Raw genomic sequence first — 19,040 nt, 5'->3', positions numbered from 1 at the left:
GTCTACCTTTCCGTCTACCGCTAAAGCAATAGACGCAAGCCGTTTTTTTGTGTGGGCGGGAAGGTTTATACTTTAATTGCGATATCCCTCTGGCTAACGCGGCAAGTGAAACTATAGCGGTGGTAAAGTTGAATATTTCTCCGAACGCTGAAAAAGTGCTTGAAAAGCGATATCTGGCGAAAGACGCCGAAGGCCGGCTTGTCGAGACGCCATTGGAGATGTTCGAGCGGGTTGCCGCTGCCATTGCCGGCGCTGATGAACCATTTCGCGGGGTGAAGGGCGCACAGAGGGCAAGCGCCACATTCCTTGAGATGATGACCTCGCTCGAGTTTCTTCCCAATTCGCCCACATTGATGAACGCGGGGCGCGACATGGGACAGCTCGCGGCATGTTTTGTGCTGCCTGTCGATGACAGCATGGAGGGCATCTTCGAGGCGGTCAAAAACATGGCGCTCATCCACAAGTCGGGCGGAGGCACGGGTTTTAGTTTCTCGAGACTGCGTCCCCGCAATGACGTGGTGAAATCGACCAGAGGCATAGCTTCGGGCCCGGTATCGTTCATGACTGTTTTTGACGCGGCGACCCAGACGGTAAAGCAGGGTGGCGCGCGACGCGGCGCGAACATGGGAATCCTCGCGGTGGATCACCCCGACATACTCGATTTCATCCACGCAAAAGATGAGTTTCACCTGCTGAATAACTTCAACTTATCCGTAGCGCTGACTCGAGAGTTCATGGACGCGCTGTCGCTCGGTGACGCGTACGATCTCGTGAATCCGAGCACGGGCCTTGTCGTGGGCCAGCGCGACGCGGCAGAGGTGTTCGACGAGATAGCCGCGACCGCCTGGGCGACGGGAGAGCCGGGGATCGTATTTCTGAACCGCATGAACGAGAAGAATCCCACCCCTTTGCTGGGAGAGATCGAGAGCACGAACCCGTGCGGCGAGCAGCCGCTCCTGCCGTACGAATCATGCAACCTCGGCAGCGTCAATCTCGGCCTGATGGTTCGAGATGAGAGCGGAGGAACGGAGGTCGATTGGGGAAAGCTCGACAGGGTCGTTCGGGAGGCGGTTCATTTTCTGGACAACGTGATAGACGTCAGCAAGTACCCGCTTCCGCGGATAAGGGAGGTCACGCTCTCCAACCGCAAGATAGGTCTTGGCGTGATGGGTTTTGCGGACATGCTCATCAAGCTCGGGGTTCCTTATGACTCCGATGACGGGCTCGCGCTGGCGAGTCAAGTCATGTCAAGAGTCTCGCGCGGCGCGCGGGAGGCGTCGAGTGAGCTCGCCGCCGAGCGTGGGCCGTTCCCCAACTTCGACGGCAGCGTATACGCCCGCGACGGGATGCCGTTATTGCGCAACGCTACCACCACTACGATCGCGCCGACCGGTTCCATCAGCATCATCGCCGGGTGTTCGAGCGGCATCGAGCCACTGTTTGCCGTGGCTTACGAGCGCCGGGTGCTGGACGGCGAGAGGCTTCTCGAGGTTCATCCGGAGTTTCTCGCGAGCGCGGTGCGGCACGGGCTTTCCGACGAGGGGCTGGTTGAAAAGATCGCGGTCGCCGGTTGCCTCAGGGGAATCGAAGGAATGCCCGAGAATCTCGCCCGTGTTTTTATCAGCGCTCACGAGGTGTCTCCCGTGTGGCACGTCAGGATGCAGGCGGCTTTCCAGGAGCACACAGACAACGCTGTGAGCAAGACGGTCAATCTTCCAGAGGATGCCGGGGTTGAGGATGTTGTCGAGCTGTACACGCTTGCCTATGAGATGGGATGCAAGGGCTTGACGATATACAGGGACGGAAGCAGACCCAGCCAGGTTCTGTACCGCGGGCACTCTGAGCCCGCGCCCGGGACGGGGTTGAAAGCGCGCGAGCGACAGAGGGTCACCGCGGGCACGACTGAGAAGGTGCGCATCGGTTGCGGCAACCTTTATGTAACCGTGAACGCGGACTCCATGGGGATATGCGAAGTGTTCACCGCTCTCGGGCGGGCCGGTGGTTGTCCGTCTCAGTCAGAGGCGACAAGCCGGCTTGTTTCGCTCGGGCTTCGGGCGGGGATAGACATATCAGAGATACTTGATCAGTTAAAAGGAATACGCTGCATGTCATCCATACGCAACAAGCACGCCGAGGTGCTTTCCTGCCCGGACGCTATCGGCAGATCGATAGAGAAGTACCTGGCGGCTTGCGCTGGAGAAGACACGAATGGCGCCAGCGCGTTCGCGTCTGGAAGCGTCAGGTGCTCTGAGTGCGGAGCGGGCATGGAACTCGAGGGTGGTTGCGCCATCTGCCGATCCTGCGGATTTTCCCGTTGCGGCCCCGCTTGAGGGACCAGTTTCCCAGGCTGCCAGGCGGAATCGTGCACTCAGACGCGGCTCAAGAGAGCGACCTGGGTGGCTGTCTTGTGGTGATGCGATAACAGATCCACTATTCTATTCTCATATGCAGGTGAGCAGACATCGGATATTGACCCTCGGGTAACTGTCTCGAGGGATGAGATGGAGGCGAGGAGTCAGGATGGATAAAAAAGCAAGCATCAGTGTACCCCCACAGAAACTTGCGGAATTCGCGCGGAAGTGGAAAATCGAAGAGATATCTCTTTTTGGCTCGGTCCTTTCCGATTGTTTCACGCAGTCGAGTGACATAGACGTGCTTGTTGCCTTCAAGCCAGGGTCGAGTCGCTCCCTTTTCGACCTCGTTAGGATGCGGGATGAGCTTGAGGAGATGCTCGGCAGGGATGTGGATCTCATCGATCGCAAATCCGTCGAGTCTAGCCGTAACTATATCCGCAAGCGTGAAGTACTGAGCTCCCTGGAGACGATCTATGTCACGGGATGAAGCTCTTTTCCTCGACATCCTTCTCGCTGCTCGAGATGCTGTGTCCTACCTCGGCGATCTTGATTTCCCCGCATTCGAAAAGAGCGGTCTTCACCAGGATGCTGTTGTCCGCGCTCTTGAGGTTATTGGAGAAGCGGCAGGTCGGCTTTCAGAGGAGGCAAAACGGGCGAACTCGCGGGTGCCGTGGCATGAGATCACTGGGATGCGCAACAGTCTCATTCATGAGTACTTCAGAGTAGATCTCGAGGAGGTCTGGTTCACGGTCAAGAACGACATCCCGCGACTTGTCGAAGAGATGGAAAAACTGGTTCCGCCTGAAGGATGAGCAGTCAAACGCAACAAAGGGGTCTGACCCCTGTGTTGCGTTTCAAGTTACAGGAGGCTGACCGGATCGACGTCCAGTGAGACTTTCACGCTCTTGCCGGGCGGGAAAGTTCGCGAGTAATCGTAGAACCGGCCCACCGCGGTGATGAGTCTGTCGGAGATTTTGTCCAGGTCGGCTGACTTCACGAGGATGTGCCACCGGTAGAGGCCACGAAGCCGCGAGAGGGGAGCGGGCGCGGGACCCAGAATAATTGCGCCGGTTCCGTCGAGGTCGGTGTCGAGTATGTGACGCATGCGTTCCGCCGAGCGCGAAGCGGCGGCTATCTCGGGAGATGTCACCATCACGTTGACGAGATCCACGAACGGCGGATAGTTGGCGCGCGAGCGCGATTCGAGCTCGGCTTCTATGAACGTCCCGGTTCCGCCGGTCATAGCTTTTATGGTCGGGTGATCGGGATTGAACGTCTGGATCACGACCAGCCCCGGTCTCAAACCGCGCCCGGCCCTTCCGCTGACCTGAGTCAGGAGTTGATACGTCCGCTCGCTCGCTCTGAAGTCGGGAAGAGCCAGAGCCGTGTCGGCGTTGATGACTCCTACGAATGTTACGCTCGGGATGTCGAGCCCCTTCGCTATCATCTGGGTGCCGATGAGCACCTGCGCCTCGCCGGCGCGGAACTTGCCCAGCAGGCGCCAGTGCGCGTCTTTGGTCGTCGTGGAATCGGCGTCCATCCGTATGCAGGTGACACCCGGCACGTGTTTCATGAGTTCTTCCTCGACCTTTTGCGTGCCCGCGCCAAACTGCTTCATCGGCCCGCCGCCGCAACTCGGGCATGCAGGAGGAACGTTTCGCCTCATGCCGCAGTGGTGGCAGAGCATCATGTTGCCCCTGCTGTGATAGCAAAGGCTGACCTCGCAATCGTCGCACCCCATGATCTGGCCGCAAGCCCGGCACTGCATGTAGTTGGAGAACCCTCTCCGGTTGAGGAACAGGATAGCCTGGTCGCCGGCCTCGACCGCGCGCGAGAGCGCGTCGAGCATGCGCCGTGACAGCAGTGGAACCTCTCCCGCGCCACCCGTCTCGCGCATGTCCACGATCTCGACCTCCGGCAGCGGTCTGTTGTCGATCCGCTTTGGCAGTTCGAGGCGCTCATACAATCCGGCCCTTGCTCGCTCGACAGACTCTAAACACGGCGTCGCGCTGCCAAGTATTACAACGGCCCCGGCCATCCGCGCGCGAACCACGGCAACGTCCCTGGCGTTGTACCGCGGAGACGTGTCGCTCTTGTAGGAGGGCTCGTGCTCTTCGTCAATGACGATGAGCCCTATGTTTGCCAGAGGCGCGAACAGTGCGGACCTCGCTCCCACCACGACGCGGTAGCGGCCATCGCGCGCTCCGCGCCACTGGTCGAAACGCTCGCCGGGCCCAAGCCTGCTGTGAAGGACGGCTACATCGCCTGGAAAGCGAGACTCGAACCGCTCTACCGTTTGCGGCGTGAGCGATATCTCCGGGACGAGGACGATAGCCTGCTTGCCTTTCTCGAGCGCTTTCTCGATCGAGTGGATGTAAACCTCTGTCTTGCCTGAGCCGGTCACGCCCTCGAGGAGAAACACCTTGTGGCGGCCCTCTTCTATAACGGTGGAAACGCGATCAATAGCCGCTTGCTGGCGCGCGTTGGGCTTATGGCGCACAGCGCCGCCGGATGAGGCGCCCAGCCACGGCTGTCGGAGCACTTCCTCGCCCGCGATCTCGAGCACGCCTTTCTTTGCGAGCGACTTGAGACTCGCGTGACTCGCGCCCACGCTTTGAAGCAGGTCGCTTTGAAACTCGACGCCGCCACGCGCGATCAACTCGTCCACTATTTCACGCTGGCGACCCGGCAGCTTATTGATCGCATTCCAGTCGCTTGCTACAGGCGTCGCGTGGACGACGAGCCGGGTTCTTGCGTTGGCCGCGGGCCGCGTAAGAGCGAATCGTCTTTTCACGAGGCTCTTTTCTTCCATTGATTTTACGCCTGTCACGGCGGGACCAGCGCCAATGAGTTTTTTGAGCGCGTCGATGTCGAGCTCACCGGCCGAGTTCAGCTCGTTGACCACCTTGACCGCGGCATCATCTCCCGCGACCGCAATGAGTGCGTCGCGGGCACGCACGGCAAGCGACACGAGTTGCTTGACCTTTCTGCTGCGCCCGGGGGGAACGACGAGGTGGAACGACCGCGAGAGCGGGCAGAGGTAGTGGGAAGCTATCCATTTGCAGAGCCTCATGCTGTCGAAGTCAAACAGGGGTGGCTCGTCCACGATGCGTGAAACGCTCTTTATGCGTGACAGGTCGCTTCGCGGCGGGAACCCGACAACGTAGCCCAGGGAGAGGCGGTTGTTGAAAGGAACCAGCGCCATCGATCCAACCTGCACGCCGGCGGATATTTCAGCGGGCAGCTCGTACGTGAACGGACGATCCAGGTCTCTGACCGCGGTATCGATAATGACTTCGACGTAACGTTTGGATTCGGGCGAGCCGACCACCTCCTAAAACCGATTATATATCGGGTGTACGACATGCGGGAAAGAGAGATGGGGGTATGCCGGCGGTTACCAGCCAGGTGGGATCTGCCCGCGGTTTGCGATTGCCCAGAAGATGACAATCACGGGCGCGATGAACGCGGAAAACGCCACGAGCGCCAGGAACAGCCTGAAAAAGAACAAACGCTGAATCTGGTCGAAGGTGATGTAATTCGCGTGCTTGTCGCTCTTGAACAGAAGACGATTGATGATCCTGCCCTCGAAGCGTTTCAGGAACTTGTGGCCTTCCGGCTCGAGCACGGTCATGCCGTATGTCATGTTAAAGAGGAACACTGAGCCGAACACGGCGAACAGGGCTACGAGCGGGATGTCTATGACGTAAAAGCTCCTGAGGTTCCACGTCCACCAGTGATTGGTCACAGCGACAGGCTCGATGAGTGTGTAGAAACCGACGGCGATAGCGCCCGCGAACGCCGAGCGCGATATCAGCTTCGCTTCCCGCGCAATAGCGGTGGAAACCATCTGAGAGATGGCCGTCACCATATACCACAGCAGGCATGCGGCCAGCGGCGTTACTCCGAGCCATACCGTGTAACCACCGAGCGGATAGCTCTTGTAGTAGTGGTTTATCGAGTACCAGTAGAAGTTCATGATTCCGCCCAGAACGGCGGCGGTCTGGATGGCGAGAGAGAACAACACCGCTCCCGCGAAGAACGTCCTGTTGCGTCTCTTTCCCATCGCGCGGGAAGAGGCTCGGTAGAACACTAAAAAAAGTATGAATGTCATGATTTCGAAGAGTATGACGTTCGCTTTCACTTTGACTTCCCTTCGACGCGCACGCGCTTAACGGCGACATACATGAGCGTTATCAGCGCGATCACGTGCAGAAGCAGGTATATCTGGAGCCCGCGCCCGCTCACGCTGTTTGTGAGCTTCGACAGGCTACCAACGCCTTTTGTTTCCTGGCTCAAAGGCTTTTTTGCTTTCTTCTTATCTTTGTCCTTGGTGGAGGTTTTCGATGGAGATGTTCCGGCGGGAACAGCCGTTTCGGATCCGGGCGGAATGTTCATTACAGGGGCATTGGCTGGCGCCGGGGTTGGCTGCGCTTGCGCAAGAAGGTCGCCTTCACCAGCGCCTGACGGCATACCCGCATTTGTCGTATCGCTTATGAGATCTGACACGCCAGAGGGCGCCATCCCTTGCCCGCCTGGCGCCGGGGTTGGCGAAGGACTCTGGTTTGGCACAGGTGTCGGGTTCCCGGACGGCGACGGCATGCCCTGCTGCACTGGTATGTTCTGGCCGTTAGGCATGGTCTGATTGCCAGGCGTGGCGCCGGCAGGCGCTTTTGGCTGAGGCTTTTCGGTGATATTGCGCGGGTTCGAGGCGAGATTGATTGACATTGAGCCAAGAAAAAACATTCCCACCGCGAGCAACGTCATGACGACCACGCAAATGAGCAACCCCTTTTGCACAACCTTTCGGTTGGGCGCTTCTTCGATGAGGTTGACATAGTGCCTGTACTGTTCGAGTTCGATACGTTTGTTTGCCATATAATTCCATCTTTACGAGATTTCCAGTATTCTAACATAATGTTAGGATGCAACTGGGGTCAGTCCTCCATGGCGTGCGGACACGCCACCACCTAAGTGCCCCATTCTATAAATACTTGCAAGCGAACGCCGCTGCATCCGCGCCTACTGCGTTCCGCTTCCTCGCCGTACTCACCGAGTACGACTCGGTCGCGCGGTCTTTTAAGGAACGGCGCATCGACGCTCTCGGTACGTTACCGTATTTATGGAAAGGGGCACTAAGATGAAAATTGATGTCACCTTCCACAGGCAAGAATGCCTGTGTCACGCGTCGAGTAATGGGTCTGGCAACGTCTACCGCTTTAGCGTAGACGTGCCCCGTCGTGTATTCATCAGCCGTCTGCGGGGGAGGAGACCAGAACCCCTTCGCCCCGGGGTCACCGCGCGCGAAGCGCGTGGGGTGGGAGAAGGGGTATAGTGGTAGCCTGAACGGAGGTTATTTTCGGAACAGTAAATAGAAAAAATGCAACTATCCAGACCTGACCCCAGTTGCATAACGTGTGGAGGGCCAGCATGGATGATCTAACAGGCAGAGTAGCGCTTGTAACGGGCGCTTCGCGTGGCATCGGAAGGGCCATCGCAATCGAACTTGCCCGCAAAGGGTGCGATGTCGCGGTCAATTACAGGGTGCGGGAGGATTCGGCGCTCGAGGTCGTAAGCGAGATCGAATCGCTTGGCAGGCGCGCCGTTTCGCTGAAGGCGGATGTCGGTGTTCCAGAGCAGTGCGTCTGGCTGGTGAATGAGACGGCCCGTGAATTTGGCCGGCTTGATATTGTGGTCAATAACGCCGGAGTCTGGCGTGGCGCGCGAATTGAGGAACTCTTGCCCGACAAACTCGAATGGATGATAGCCACAAACGTCAAGGGCGCGTTATACGTAACCGGCGTCGCGGTTCCGCTCATGAAAAAGCAGGGATGGGGCCGTATCGTCAACATGTCTTCCGTGATCGGCGTGACAGGCTACCCCGGCGATAGCGTTTATGGCGCTACCAAAGCGGCCCTCATTGGAATGACAAAGTCGCTCGCGCGCGAGCTTGCCCAATTTGACATCACCTCGAATGTCGTGGTTCCAGGCTTTATTGAGACCGACATGACGATCGATTCCAGTGACGAGTTGCGCTCCAGGATTCTCAAGGAGATACCGATCCGCCGGTGGGGCAAACCCGAAGAGGTCGCCTCGCTGGTGGCATTTATATGCGAAGGCGGAAGTTACATCACCGGCCAGTTGTTCACCATCGACGGCGGCTACACTATCTAACGAGGAAAGGCGCTAAAAATGAAAAACGCAAAAAGGGGTCAGACTCTTTTTTGCGTTTTGCTGCTTTTGAGTTTGCTGGCGGGTTTCATCGCTGGCGGGTGCGGCGCTGCTCCGAAGACCACGAAAGTGGTGAGAGTCGGCTTCCTGAGGAACGACCTGCACCAGCTTGCGTACTACGTAGCCCGGGAGAAAGGGTTTTTTACCGAGCAGGGGCTCGACATCCGCGAGGGTGGGGCTTTCAACGCCGGCCCCGAGGAGATGAGCGCTTTTTCAGCAGGTGAACTGGACATAGGTTACGTGGGCATGGCGTCGTGCGTCACTTTCGCGTCGCAGAACATGGCTGACGTCAAAATAGTCGCTCAGGCGAACGCAAACGGCTCATCGATAATGGTTCGCCCCGGGCTCGACGCCGGAGACGTATCGGCGCTCAGGGGACGCACCGTCGCGATCCCCGGCATGTCGACGTTGGAGGATTTTCTTCTTCGCACCGCGCTTCAAAAAGCCGGAGTTGATCCCGTCGGTGTCAATATAATTGTCGTCAAGCCGCCAGAGATGATTTCCGCGCTGGCGACGGCGCAGGTCGATGCCACGATCGCGTGTGAGCCTTATCCATCGATGGCTCATGCGCAAAAAGCGGGGCGGGTTCTCGAGAACTCGTCGAAAATATGGCCGCGTCATCCGTGCTGCGTGGTGGTGGCTGATGCCGCATTCATGGACAGGAACCCCGACGCCGTCAGGCGTTTTGTCGCGGCGCATGTGAAAGCGACCGAGTACATCAAGAAGAACATCGCCGAAGCCTCGAGTATGGCCCACCTGTTTACAGGGCAGGAAAGCGCTGTCGTGAACTCCGCAATGAAGAACATCCGGTTCGATTATCGCCCGGAGACAAAAGCCATCACAAAATATGTCGAGTTCATGAAGCGGGCCGGTGTGGTCAAACAAAAGAATCCGTCGGCTTTCACGCGAAACCTTGTTGACGCCAGGTTTCTGCCCGGCCGCGGTTCGTGAGTAAACGGAAGACCGAATAATCGAGGTGGCATGGACGAAAACATCAGGACGATGTTCTACCCGGACAGCGTTGCCGTGGTGGGAGCGTCGGCGAACCCCAGGAATATAGGGCGAAACATCGTACAGAATCTTATTACCTGGGAGTACGGCGGCAAGATATACCCGGTCAATTCCCGTGGCGAGGACGTTCTTGGCCTCAAAGGTTATGTCTCGCTCGAGGACGTGCCCGGTCCTGTGGATCTTGTGGTGGCGTTCGTTCCGGCGGCGGCGGTTTCGGGCGTCATGGATGATTGCGCGCGCAAGGGCGTTGCGCGGATGGCTATTCCTTCCGGTGGGTTCTCCGAGTTCGGCGAGTATGGCGCCAGGCTCACCGAGGTCATAAAGCAAAAAGCCGAAGAGCGCGGCATCCGATTTGTTGGCCCCAACGGGCTCACCTTGATCAACGCGGAGAACGGGTTGTGCCTGCCGTTTCTTCCTTTTAAGAAACGGCTGCCCGGAAAGATATCAATAATCAGCCAGTCGGGCGGCGTAGGGGTGAGCCTGATAATGTTCCTGGACAACATGAGTTCGGGGTTCAACAAGTTTGTGTCTGTGGGCAACAAGGTGGACATGGACGAACTCGATTTTCTGGAGTTTCTGGGCGAGGATCCGGGCACTGACGTGATATGCATGTTCCTGGAGAGCGTCGCGCGCGGTCGCAAGTTTGTCGAGGTCGCTTCACGGATCGGTAAGCCCCTGCTCATGTACAAGGCGAACACATGCGAGATCGGCGCGCGGACCGCGGCCAGCCACACAGCGGCCCTCGCCAACAACGACATGGTGCTGAATGGCGCGCTGCGGCAGGCGGGCGTGATACGCGTCACGGAAATCCGCAAGCTCATTGAGCTCGCTCGCGCGTTTGAGATGCCGCCGATGAGGGGGAACCGGATAGCGGTAATATCGCAGGCGGGCGGTTACGCGGTCATGTGTTCGGACGAGGCGCACAAACGCGGGTTCGTGTTTCCGTCTCTGGCGGATAGCCTGGCGGCAGGCTTCAAGGAGTACGCGCGTTCCAATGTCATAAGGCTCGGGAACCCGCTCGACCTGGGGGATATTCACTCCACCGATGCTATCCTGTATGCCGTCGATCAGGTGATGGGGCAAGAGGACGTGGATGGAGTGATGATTGCGCTGTTGCGCAGGGCGGACGCGAAGTACGATGGCGCTTACGCGGAGATGTCGCGAGAGCCGTACCCGGAACTGGGCGAGTTGATGAAGAAACACGACAAGCCCATTGCGCTCTGTCTTTTTACTCAGTACGAGCACCTTATGGACGTCAGGAGCAAGATGCCTTATCCCGTTTTCGAAACACCCGAGAGAGCGGTGGAAGCGCTGTCCGTTCTGCGCGATTACCACGCCAGGGGGCGCTAAAATTTGCCGTCGTCGACGCGAACCGATTTTTTCTATTTTTTGTAGGTTTTCTCGGTTCTGTTCCTGATGTATACCACGTAGATTATATTCTCCTCGGGCGGGAGGTAGATCACACGCCAGTCGCCTTTCTTTGCTCTCCGATGCCCTTCCCACTCGCCGTGGAGCTTGACAGTGTGGATCCGGTCGTACGGGTCTGCGGCAATAACAGAAAGAAGCTCGCGAATGAGCTTCATGTCCTTCTTTATAACTCCCTTGAGCGCGTTCTCCGCGGTGCGGGACAGTTCAACCGTTAATAAGGGCTTCTCCGAAGATCTCTTCTGCCGACCGGGCTCTTCCTTTTTTGAGGTCATCTGTCCCTTCCTCCAGGAGCCTTCTGGCTTCCGGATCTCCCATCTCCTCCAGTGTGGCCTCGATCTCTCGATACTCGTCTATGCCGAGCAGAACCGCCTTCGGTTCACCCTTGCTGTGGATCACGAAGGTCTCGTCCGATCCCGAAACTTCTTTTATCAAGACAGACAGGTTAGCCCGTGCTTCTGCCACGCCTATTGCTTTCATTTCGTCCACCTCCATGTGGCGCTTACATTGTATTGTACAGTTACATGACTATTATGAACGCTATTGCTCGAACCGTCAAGGTAGTTTCATAATGCTTGAGCTGCGTCTCTTGAGGCGCGGATGCAGCGGCGTTCGCTTGCGAGTATTTATGGAAAGGGGCACTAAGGAAGGATATATACAGGGGTTCCTTTGCTGACCACCTTGAACACCTGTTGCGCGCTCCACTCCGACATTCTCACGCAACCGTGCGATACCGAATACCCGAGCGACGCCTCGTCCGGCGTAGAGTGAATGCCGAACCCGTTTCCGAGGTCCATGAAATAAGGTCCCAGCGGGTTGCCCGGACCAGGAGGTATCGGTTTCTTGTCCTTTGCCCAATCGGATTTGGGCGGGTACCACCATGGATTCTTCTCTTTTTTCAGAATCACGAACCGACCGTTTGGCGTCGGGTACTGTGAGCTTCCGACGGCGACCGTGTATGTGGCCTGAAGCTTCTCCACGTAGTACTGGTAGAGCTTGTGCTCTGATTGCTTGATGACGAGGATAGTCCCGATGTCGCTTTCCGACACCGTGGGCTTGAGTGTCTCGATCGGGATCGCGAGCCACCGCTTGCTCGTTGGCAGGATTGACAGTATGCCGTTATACAACTCGTCCTGCTTGACTCTCCGGCCGTACTTCGAGCTTGTGAGAACGGGATATCCTTTGGACATGTCGATGCTCGCGCTGCGCGCCGCGTAGTCGAGGTTTTCGGCTGTGTTGGCTATGAATCGTTTTAACCCGCTTTTGTCGTACTTGAGAATCACCTTGACGTTCGCTGACAGCGGCTTGTTCATGAGCCGGCGCCACATGCGCGCCAGGAACATCTGCTTCTTGCCTTTTTTGAACGCTTCCTCAACCATTTTGTCCGCGTCCACCGCAAGCTCGATGTGCTTCAGGTCGAGATCGAACTCCCTGTCGTTGTGAAATACGAAGAGGGGCTTGTCGATCCTTTCAGTGGTTGTGCCGGCAAGCGCCGCCTTCGCCTGATTGCGGGACATGCCGCCTACCGCGTTGCCGTCAACGGTAACTCCGGGGAAGATTTTTGAGGACAGTGCGATGTCTAAAACAAAGAGGGAGAGGAACAGAACCAATAGCGCCAGGGCGAGAAAGATTGCCGACAGCAACAGCAAGACACGCCTGCCACTGGCCCGCCTTACGTAGAGATATGCTTTTTTCAGTTTGCGGTGGCTCATCGCTATTTTTTTGACGGGTGAAAAGCTCGCCCTCATTTCCTTCTCCGATATGTTGCGATATGTTGCTGATTAGCAAATTGTTCGAACGCAAAACGCGCCGTTCGTTCCGCGTGCTCCGCTATTAGTTCGACGCGAGAAGCCGACATCCCGTTTCGCGTGAGCATATTTGATATGATTTCCATGCCCGGCTGAAGTTCGACCGAGCGCGCGGGGGCGAGGGCCAAGATGGAGAGAGGGCTCGTTCAATTATATACCGGGGACGGCAAAGGGAAGACGACCGCGGCTATCGGGCTGGCCATGCGGGCGATCGGCAAGGGATTTAAGGTTCTGATGGTTCAGTTCTTGAAGGGGCGGCCGTACGGAGAAATCCTGACCGCGAAAATGCTCCCCGAAAACTTCAAGCTGGTTCAGTACGGGCTCGACACCTTCGTCAAGAAAGGGGAGACCACACCTGAGGATCTCGAGCTGGCGCGCGCTGGGCTGGAATTTGCCAGGAATGGTATCATGAACGGCGAGTACGACATCGTGATTCTGGACGAGGTCAACGTGGCTGTGGAACTGGGCGTGCTGACCGCGAGTGAGGTTCTGCCGCTTATCGATGAGCGTCCCGATGGTGTTGAGGTCGTTCTCACGGGCCGGTACGCTCCCGAGGAGTTTTGCGAGAGGGCGGATCTTATTACTGAGATGAAAAAGGTGAAGCACTACCATGACAATGGTGTCCCCATGCGAGAGGGGATCGAGTTCTAAAAGCACGGTCAATGTTATGGTAATACATCGCGTTCCTTGTGAGCCCCTGGAATCTTTTGACGGAGGTGTTGTGAATGGCGTACGATTTTGAGTTTCTGAAAGTGGAGGTAGATGATCACGTCGCGACGGTGAGGCTTGACCGTCCAAAGGTTAACGCCTTGAACGGCCAGGTGTTCCTCGAGATCGGCGCTTGCTCGACAGAGCTGCAGTACGACGACGACGTGCACGCGGTTGTGTTGACCGGCGGCGAGAAGGTGTTCGCGGCGGGCGCGGACATCAACGAGATGGCGGAAGCGACCCCGCTCATTGTCTCCAGGTTCATAAGTGGGGCGCAGGAAGCTCTAAACAGGCTCGAGAACATCCCAAAGCCTGTCATCGCCGCGATAAACGGTTTCGCGCTCGGCGGCGGGTGCGAGATCGCGCTGGCTTGCGACTGGAGGTTTGCGGGCGAAACCGCGCAGATTGGCGTTCCAGAGATACTGCTTGGGATCATTCCGGGCGCGGGCGGGACACAGAGGCTTCCCCGCCTTATCGGCCCCGCCAGGGCAAAGGAGATGATCTTCTCGGGTCGCTTTTACGACGCGAAAACGTGCCTCGCGTACGGAGTGGTGGACAAGGTTGTCGAGGGTGACGGCGCGGCTGTCATCGCAAGCGCGCGAAAGGTAGCCACGCGCTACGCGACCAAATACCCCCCGTTCGCGCTCGCCATGGCCAAGCAATCCGTCAACAAGGGCATGAACTGTTCGCTGGCCGACGGACTGGCGATAGAAGCGCAGGCGATCGCGCTCTGTTTCTCTACCGAGGACCAGAAAATCGGAATGAAAAGTTTTATCGAGAGTGGTCCCGGCAAGGCGGAGTTCACAGGAAAGTAGAACAACTGACAGCGATTCGAATGGATTGAAGCAACCGTTATCAAAGGAGGAAGCAGTGATTGATTTCAAACTTACTGACGAACAGAGGGCGGCCGTTGACATGGCGCACGACTTTGCGTTGAACGAATTGCGCCCTATCGCCCTGGAGTGGGACCAGAAAGGGGAGTTCCCCGCTGACCTTATCCTGCCCAAAGCCGCGCAGGCTGGCTTGACTACGGCGGCTATCCCGGAGGAGTACGGCGGAGGCGGCCTCGATCCGTTGACAGGGGCCATGGTTTTCGAGGAGATGTCCTGGGGATGCGCCGGACTCTCCACCAGCATAGGCGCGAACAACCTTGCGACGACGCCTCTCATGATCGCCGGCACAGAGGAGCAGAAGAAGAAGTGGCTGCCTCGTCTTTGCGATGAAAAGAACCCAAAACTCGCGGGGTTCTGCCTGACCGAGCCGGGCGCCGGTAGCGACGTGACGGCTATCGCGACCACAGCCAGGAATGAGGGTGACCATTTTGTCCTGAACGGCCAGAAGTGTTTTATAACCAACGGTGGGATCAGTGATTTCTACACGGTATTCGCCCAGACTGATGAAGGTCTTTCAGGCTTTATCGTAGGCGGTGACTATGAGGGTGTCAGCATGGGACGCCACGAGGACAAGATGGGCATCCGCGCTTCACACACAGCCGAGGTTTTCTTCGAGAACGTGAAGGTCCCCAAAGAGGACATGCTGGGCGCTCCCGGTAGCGCTTTCATGACTGTCATGCTTGTACTCGACCTGACCAGGGCGGGCGTAGCGGCGCTCGCGGTAGGAGTCGCCAGGGCGGCGTTCGAGGAGGCAAACGCGTATGCCAAGGAACGCGTACAGTTTGGCAAGCCTATCATCGTTAACCAGGCCATCAGCTTTATGCTTGCCGAAATGCTGATGAGTATCGAAGCGGGCCGCCGCTTGTACTACTACGCTGGATGGCTGGCCAACAAGATGGCGGAGACCGGCAAGACCTCGCGCAGACTTTCGATTTCAAGCTCGATTGCCAAGGCTTTCTGTGGCGATATGTGCATGAAGGTTACCACCGACGCGGTTCAGGTGCTCGGGGGCTACGGCTACATGAAGGAGTACCCGGCGGAGAAGTACATGCGTGACGCCAAGATAATGCAGATATATGAGGGCACTGCGCAGATACAGCGTTACGTCATCGCCGCCAACCTGATGGGCATCAAAGAAGTGAAGCAGTAATTTAACTTTGGGGTCAGGTCTTTTTTAAAGTTTAAGAGGGGTCTACCTCTCCGTCTACCGCGCGTGGTCGGTTCGACAGGGTCAGGCACCGTCTACCGCTAAAGCGGTAGACGTTGCCTGACCCCTCTACGCAGTGAAGGTAGACGGAGAGGTAGACCCCTCTTAGACCTGACTCCCAGAAGTTAAGCGAGGAGCTGTTGGACGTCGACTTGAGAAAAGCGAATGAGCTCTTTCATGACACGGAGAGCGGCTGCTATGACAGCAAGTGGGGTATCCAGTACGATCAGGATACTGCGGCGCGCGTAAGGCACAAGTTCGAGAAAGTGCTCTGTGGCCCTTTCCCGCGCGTGGAGAAGCTCCTCGAGGTTGGATGCGGAACCGGGTACGCAGGCTTGAACCTTTGCCTGTCAGGTGATCTCATTGGTGAATATTTCGCCTGCGACATCAGCCAGGGCATGGTGGATACTTGTGAGCGAAACGCCGTGGAGCTCGGGATAAAAGTAAACGCGCGCCAGTCGGAGCTCGAGTGCCTGGATTACCCCGACGGAGAGTTTGACATGGTGGTGGGACATGCCATCCTGCATCACATCCCGGACATCGGCGGGGCGCTCTCTGAGATTCACCGCGTTCTCAAGCCGGGCGGCGTTTGCATGCTCGTGGGAGAGCCCACAAAGGTAGGCGACGTCATGGGGCGCATCGCGAGAAAATGCGTCTCGTCCCTGTTGAAGCCGTACGCCCGCATGGGCGGTCGCTTCGGCGGGTCGCCGGCAAAGTTGAGGGACACGTGTTTGCCGCCAGATGATGGCCGCGACGTCAGGGAGTTCGAGACGGTGGTGGATATCCACACATTCCGGCCCGCGGAAGTGTGTCGCGCGGCGAGATCCGCCGGTTTTGCTGAGGCGCGCTACGAGTCCGAGGAGTTCCTGTCGAGCTTTGTGGGTTGGATCACGCGCTCGGTGGAAAATATGCTTGCCGACGAGAACATTAGCTTGCGGTGGCGCCAGGGGGCTTACACGACGTACCTCAAACTCAGCCGGGTTGATGAGCGTATATACCGGTACCTGCCATCATCCTGGTTTTACAACATGCTTCTGTACGCTCGAAAGAGCGATTAAGGAGTTTAAGGAGTTGCCCGTGGAGCCTGACGAGGAAAAACGCAAAAAGGGGTCAGACCCCTTTTTGCGTTTCTGGTTTCTGCGAAATGCGCGCTTTATAATTAAGAATCGCATGTACACGTTTAACTACGCGCGCTCGTTCTACCGCTTCATCAAGTTCAAGGTCACGCACCGTGGCATCAAGACCGAGGGTTACGTCTTTTTCCCCAGGCGCTATGAGATAAGCAAAGGAAAAAACGCGCAGTTTACTATTGGCGCATTTGTGTTTATCGGTGAAGGCTGCGCTTTCAGGGCGCACGAGGGAAAGTTGCGCATAGGAAACAAGTGCACGTTTGGCGGCAAGAATACCATCAATTGCTATAACCACATCGAGGTCGGCGACGAAAACCTGTGGGCGGACAACATCTATGTGGTAGATTTCGACCACTGGTTCCTCGACCCGCATATGAGTATACGCAGTCAGGGCATCCGCAAGGAGCACGTGATTATCGGGCCGAACGTCTGGGTTGGGGAGAAGGCGACGATCGTGCGCGGCGTGACGGTCGGGGAGGGTTCGGTCATTGGCGCGATATCGTTGGTAAACCGTGACGTTCCACCTTACGCTGTTGTCGGGGGGGTTCCGGCGCGGATACTCAAGTACCGGAGGTCTCCGATGGCGGATTGTTTCTGAACATTCCCGACAAAATCCTTCAAGTAATTGTTAGTGTTTCCCGCCTTTGACCGCGCTCCGGAAAGCAGGGGTACAATGCCCCTTGGAGGAAAGGAGCGAGGTAATGGAGGAGCAGGGAAGGAAGAGAAGAGGGATCGCCGCTGAGGAGAAGCTCGACATCTTCCTGGAGGTGCAGAAAGGCAACATCACCAAGGCCGAGGTGATGAGGCGGCACGGCATCCACTCGGCGGAGCTTGCCCGCATCGAGAAGAGGGCGACCGAGGCGCTCATCGAGGGCTTCAAGAAAGACAAGAGGAAGAAGGATCCCGAGAAGGACGCGCTCGCAAGAGAGATCGACAGGCTCAGGGAGGCGCTCACCGAGCAGAGCGTGGAGGTGACGCTCTTAAGAAAAAAAGTGAATGGGGTCTAGTAGGCCCCATCAGAGGAGAGAGGCTTGCGGGCGCCACGAAGAAGAAGATCATCACCGCCGTCGCTGGGGCCAAGGTCGTCGGTATCACGGCAGAGCGGGCCTGTGAGATCATCATGCTCCCGCGCGACCGCTACTACGCCTGGCTTGAGGGCAGGACGCCGGGGGAAGCGACCGAGGCCGACCTCGAGGACAGAAGTAGCGCTCCGGGGTGCACGCCCCAGAAGATAATGCCCGACGAGAGGGAGGCCATCATCGAGATGGCCAGGGACGATACCCATGCCGATCTGTCCCACCGCAAGCTCGCCTTCACCGCCCTTGACGAGGGGAAAGCGGCGGCATCGCCTTCAACCTTCTACAGGGTTATGAAGGCCGAGGAGCTCATCGGCAAGGCCAGGCGGTCGAGGCCGAAGAACCTCAAGAAGCCCGAGATAGAGGCAACCCGCCCGAACCAGGCATGGCAGTACGACGTCACCTACCTTCGCCTCCTCGCCGGCATGTTCGTCTACATCGTTTTTATCCTGGACCGCTACTCGAGGAAAATCGTCGGGGCCAGGGCAAGCCATTCGAGGAAGTCCGACGACATCATCGCCACCTGGGATCAGGCCCTCTTGGCTGAGGATCTGCTGGAGTCCGACGACAAGCCGCTCGCCTTCTCCGACAGCGGATCGGAGATGAAGTCGAAATCGACGAAGGGATACTTCAACGAGATAGGCATAACCCAGGACCACTCCCGCCCCCACACCCCGAACGACAACGCCCATGCCGAGGCGGTAATCGCCACCGCCAAGTGCGAGTACCTCTACTTGGGCGAGTTCGAGAACATCTACGAGGTTCAGGACGCCGTCTGCGACCTCGTCGACCACTACAACAACGTAAGGCTGCATCAGGGAATCGGGTACGTGACGCCCGAGATCAAGCACATGGGCCTGGAGGAGGTGGTGTTCGAGGCCCGCAGGCACTCCCTTGCCCGGGCAAGGGAAGATAGAATGACCTACAACAGGGGAACGGGGATCCCGGAAGACCACGTACTCCAGGAGCAGCTTTCCATGGACTTCATGCCGGATAAAGAGGACGTATACAACGAAGCCAGGTAAGACCTGAGCATAGCAAGCTCACCCTCCCCCTCGGGGGAGGGTAGGGGAGCAACCAACTCTCCTTCTGAAGAGAAGCTATACTTGTGAGTGAAGGAACGGAGAGGCGGTGGGGAGGTGGAAACCGTAACACTTACAGACCCTGATTTTGTAGGGGATGCTGTGACGCAACCCG

General features: G+C 57.6%; 20 protein-coding genes. 13 read left to right on the top strand and 7 right to left on the bottom strand.

Annotated features, from left to right (window positions below; genetic code table 11):
* The first annotated feature begins 128 nt into the window (after positions 1–128).
* The 3 genes from CVT63_04645 to CVT63_04635 all read left to right on the top strand — a co-directional run bounded on the left by CVT63_04645 (position 129) and on the right by CVT63_04635 (position 3,166).
* A complete protein-coding gene (locus tag CVT63_04645; protein PKQ28093.1) occupies positions 129–2,330 on the top strand; it encodes a ribonucleoside-diphosphate reductase, adenosylcobalamin-dependent in 2,202 nt (733 codons plus the stop codon).
* A gap of 190 nt (positions 2,331–2,520) precedes the next feature.
* Positions 2,521–2,841, top strand: a complete 321-nt coding sequence (locus tag CVT63_04640) for a nucleotidyltransferase (protein ID PKQ28091.1) — start codon at positions 2,521–2,523, stop codon at positions 2,839–2,841.
* Complete coding sequence (locus CVT63_04635; GenBank protein PKQ28090.1) at positions 2,828–3,166, top strand: hypothetical protein; 339 nt, start codon at positions 2,828–2,830, stop codon at positions 3,164–3,166. The genes CVT63_04640 and CVT63_04635 overlap by 14 nt, the downstream gene beginning before the upstream one ends.
* 47 nt (positions 3,167–3,213) lie before the next feature.
* Here the strand turns inward: CVT63_04635 and CVT63_04630 are convergent, their stop codons facing one another.
* The 3 genes from CVT63_04630 to CVT63_04620 all read right to left on the bottom strand — a co-directional run bounded on the left by CVT63_04630 (position 3,214) and on the right by CVT63_04620 (position 7,232).
* Positions 3,214–5,685 carry a primosomal protein N' gene (locus tag CVT63_04630; GenBank protein PKQ28089.1) on the bottom strand — a complete coding sequence of 824 codons (2,472 nt, stop codon included), beginning with the start codon at positions 5,683–5,685 and terminating at the stop codon, positions 3,214–3,216.
* Positions 5,686–5,751: 66 nt separating this feature from the next.
* Positions 5,752–6,498 carry a hypothetical protein gene (locus CVT63_04625; GenBank protein ID PKQ28088.1) on the bottom strand — a complete coding sequence of 249 codons (747 nt, stop codon included), beginning with the start codon at positions 6,496–6,498 and terminating at the stop codon, positions 5,752–5,754.
* Positions 6,495–7,232: a hypothetical protein gene (locus CVT63_04620; protein ID PKQ28087.1), complete on the bottom strand. Its 738-nt coding sequence runs from the start codon at positions 7,230–7,232 to the stop codon at positions 6,495–6,497. Before CVT63_04620 ends, CVT63_04625 begins: the two co-directional genes overlap by 4 nt.
* 552 nt (positions 7,233–7,784) lie before the next feature.
* Between CVT63_04620 and CVT63_04615 the strand changes: the two genes are divergently transcribed.
* The 3 genes from CVT63_04615 to CVT63_04605 are packed head-to-tail and all read left to right on the top strand — an operon-like array spanning position 7,785 to position 10,946.
* Complete coding sequence (locus CVT63_04615; protein PKQ28086.1) at positions 7,785–8,528, top strand: beta-ketoacyl-ACP reductase; 744 nt, start codon at positions 7,785–7,787, stop codon at positions 8,526–8,528.
* Positions 8,529–8,546: 18 nt separating this feature from the next.
* Complete coding sequence (locus CVT63_04610; GenBank protein PKQ28085.1) at positions 8,547–9,536, top strand: nitrate ABC transporter substrate-binding protein; 990 nt, start codon at positions 8,547–8,549, stop codon at positions 9,534–9,536.
* A gap of 30 nt (positions 9,537–9,566) precedes the next feature.
* Entirely contained in the window at positions 9,567–10,946 is a 1,380-nt protein-coding gene (locus CVT63_04605; GenBank protein ID PKQ28084.1) for a hypothetical protein, read from the top strand.
* A gap of 32 nt (positions 10,947–10,978) precedes the next feature.
* On the opposite strand, the gene CVT63_04600 is transcribed toward CVT63_04605, so the two are convergent.
* From CVT63_04600 to CVT63_04585, 4 genes are all read right to left on the bottom strand, one after another.
* Positions 10,979–11,179: a hypothetical protein gene (locus CVT63_04600; GenBank protein PKQ28083.1), complete on the bottom strand. Its 201-nt coding sequence runs from the start codon at positions 11,177–11,179 to the stop codon at positions 10,979–10,981.
* Positions 11,180–11,228: 49 nt separating this feature from the next.
* Positions 11,229–11,516 (bottom strand): hypothetical protein, encoded by a 288-nt coding sequence (locus tag CVT63_04595; protein ID PKQ28082.1) that lies wholly within the window; start codon positions 11,514–11,516, stop codon positions 11,229–11,231.
* 146 nt (positions 11,517–11,662) lie between these two features.
* Positions 11,663–12,769, bottom strand: coding sequence for a hypothetical protein (locus tag CVT63_04590; GenBank protein ID PKQ28081.1), 1,107 nt, complete (start codon positions 12,767–12,769; stop codon positions 11,663–11,665).
* Entirely contained in the window at positions 12,766–12,957 is a 192-nt protein-coding gene (locus CVT63_04585; GenBank protein PKQ28080.1) for a hypothetical protein, read from the bottom strand. Before CVT63_04585 ends, CVT63_04590 begins: the two co-directional genes overlap by 4 nt.
* Position 12,958: 1 nt before the next feature.
* Here CVT63_04585 and CVT63_04580 point away from each other — a divergent pair, with 1 nt between their 5' ends.
* From CVT63_04580 to CVT63_04550, 7 genes are all read left to right on the top strand, one after another.
* Positions 12,959–13,480, top strand: coding sequence for a cob(I)yrinic acid a,c-diamide adenosyltransferase (locus tag CVT63_04580; protein ID PKQ28079.1), 522 nt, complete (start codon positions 12,959–12,961; stop codon positions 13,478–13,480).
* A 74-nt stretch (positions 13,481–13,554) separates the two neighbouring features.
* Positions 13,555–14,352, top strand: coding sequence for an enoyl-CoA hydratase (locus tag CVT63_04575; protein PKQ28078.1), 798 nt, complete (start codon positions 13,555–13,557; stop codon positions 14,350–14,352).
* Between the two features lie 58 nt (positions 14,353–14,410).
* Complete coding sequence (locus CVT63_04570) at positions 14,411–15,580, top strand: acyl-CoA dehydrogenase (GenBank protein PKQ28092.1); 1,170 nt, start codon at positions 14,411–14,413, stop codon at positions 15,578–15,580.
* Between the two features lie 194 nt (positions 15,581–15,774).
* The gene (locus CVT63_04565) at positions 15,775–16,695 is read left to right on the top strand and encodes an SAM-dependent methyltransferase (GenBank protein PKQ28077.1); all 921 of its coding nucleotides are present in this window, start codon (positions 15,775–15,777) and stop codon (positions 16,693–16,695) included.
* Between the two features lie 19 nt (positions 16,696–16,714).
* Positions 16,715–17,365: an acetyltransferase gene (locus CVT63_04560; GenBank protein PKQ28076.1), complete on the top strand. Its 651-nt coding sequence runs from the start codon at positions 16,715–16,717 to the stop codon at positions 17,363–17,365.
* Positions 17,366–17,468: 103 nt separating this feature from the next.
* Positions 17,469–17,774, top strand: coding sequence for a hypothetical protein (locus CVT63_04555; GenBank protein ID PKQ28075.1), 306 nt, complete (start codon positions 17,469–17,471; stop codon positions 17,772–17,774).
* 113 nt (positions 17,775–17,887) lie between these two features.
* Entirely contained in the window at positions 17,888–18,868 is a 981-nt protein-coding gene (locus CVT63_04550; GenBank protein PKQ28074.1) for a hypothetical protein, read from the top strand.
* Positions 18,869–19,040 lie beyond the last annotated feature (172 nt).

Source organism: Candidatus Anoxymicrobium japonicum (assembly GCA_002843005.1).
GTDB classification, from domain to species: Bacteria; Actinomycetota; Geothermincolia; order Fen-727; family Anoxymicrobiaceae; genus Anoxymicrobium; species Anoxymicrobium japonicum.
The sequence above is the reverse complement of the archived record's forward strand: the minus strand, read 5'-3'. Positions and strand labels throughout refer to the sequence as shown.